Here is a 1,418-nt window from a genome sequence, read left to right as displayed (position 1 = left end):
TTGGATGATGATGGCCGCCCGACGGCCCGCACCTGGCCCAACTCAGGCATGGGCAACCTCTATCCGGACGGCAGCACGGGCAGCTGCGTCGCCTGCCACACCCGCCACCGCTTCTCGATCGAAGAGGCGCGGCAACCCGCCGCCTGCGCGTCCTGCCACCTGGGGCCGGATCACCCGGACATCGAGGTCTACGAGAACAGCAAGCACGGCCAGATCTACGCTACAGAGGGCCACGAATGGCGCTGGGACTCGGCCGCCGATGCCTGGGAGCCCGGTGACTACCGCGCGCCGACCTGTGCCACCTGCCACATGAGCGGCATCGGCAAGCTCAGTACCACCCACGATATCAGCGAGCGTCTGTATTGGAATCTCTGGGCCAAGCGCTCCGGCGTGCGAGACTCCGACGATGTGATGAGCCCGCTGCTCGGCGACGGTCCCGAGGGTAGGGAGAAGATGAAGCAGGTCTGCATCGCCTGTCACGGCGAGCTGCATACCGAGAGCTTCTTCCACCAGGCAGACGCCGCGGTGCGCCTCTACAACGAGGCCTACTGGGACCCGGCGAAGGAGATGCGCGACGAACTCGAGGCTGAGGGCCTGCTCAAGGAGAACCCCTGGAAGGATGACTTCCAGATCACCTTCTACCACCTGTGGCACCACGAAGGCCGCCGTGCCCGCCATGGGGCGATGATGGCCGGGCCCGACTGGGCGCACTGGCATGGCTTCTTCCAGCTTCAGCAGAGCTTCTACAAGCTGGAGGAGATCCACAAGACGCGCATGGCGACCGGACAGATCGAGCCGGGGCCGCCGAAGGGCATGAGCGGCGATCACTAGATCAATATCCGGATTCGGGGAGGCCGGAATATGGCGTAAGCTGTTCGCTGGCGAGGTGAGTTAGAGAGATACTGATCACGGAACTGGTGAAGCTGGGAACGAAGGGCCAAGTGACCATTCCGCGCTTCATTTTGCGGTCAGTCGGCCTAACCGGAGACCGTACCCACTTCGGACACCTCTACGGCAAGGCCATCGGCAGCCTGCGGGTACTGACGTTGACAGAGACCTTGGAGCGGTTGCTCGAAGACAACTGAAGTCAACCTGGGGAACGGATAAGAAATCCAAGCCAAGGATGGCATGAATCTCGATCTCTCCGGGGCGTATGGACCACTGCGCCCAGGTTCCGATGTTCAACATGCGCTCCACCGGGCGCTTCTCCGAGTTGGCCCAGTTTCTGCTGGCCGTGAGAGACGCAAGCCCACTTGGTCGATCAACACAGTCTGATCAGGCCACTCATCAGAGACGGCGCTGACATCGCTCATCGCAGTTGCTGCGCTCATCCCAACGAACGATGGACTCCATGCTCAGAAGCCTCGCCAAGCCCGAAGGCTACCGGCTTGAAGCAACGCCGACCGTCGCCGGCCTAA

The 1,418-nt window shown here is 62.6% G+C and carries 2 protein-coding genes; both read left to right on the top strand.

The genetic code is table 11. The features are described from left to right. Positions 1 to 831: multiheme c-type cytochrome (locus tag VBE63_RS29300; protein ID WP_323686496.1), on the top strand; the 831-nt coding region annotated here is incomplete at its 5' end. 86 nt (positions 832 to 917) lie between these two features. After that, complete coding sequence (locus VBE63_RS29295) at positions 918 to 1,085, top strand: hypothetical protein (RefSeq protein ID WP_323686495.1); 168 nt, start codon at positions 918 to 920, stop codon at positions 1,083 to 1,085. The last annotated feature ends 333 nt before the right edge of the window (positions 1,086 to 1,418 follow it).

This window comes from Lamprobacter sp. (genome assembly GCF_034860625.1).
Taxonomy (GTDB): Bacteria; Pseudomonadota; Gammaproteobacteria; order Chromatiales; family Chromatiaceae; genus Lamprobacter.
The sequence above is the reverse complement of the archived record's forward strand: the minus strand, read 5'-3'. Positions and strand labels throughout refer to the sequence as shown.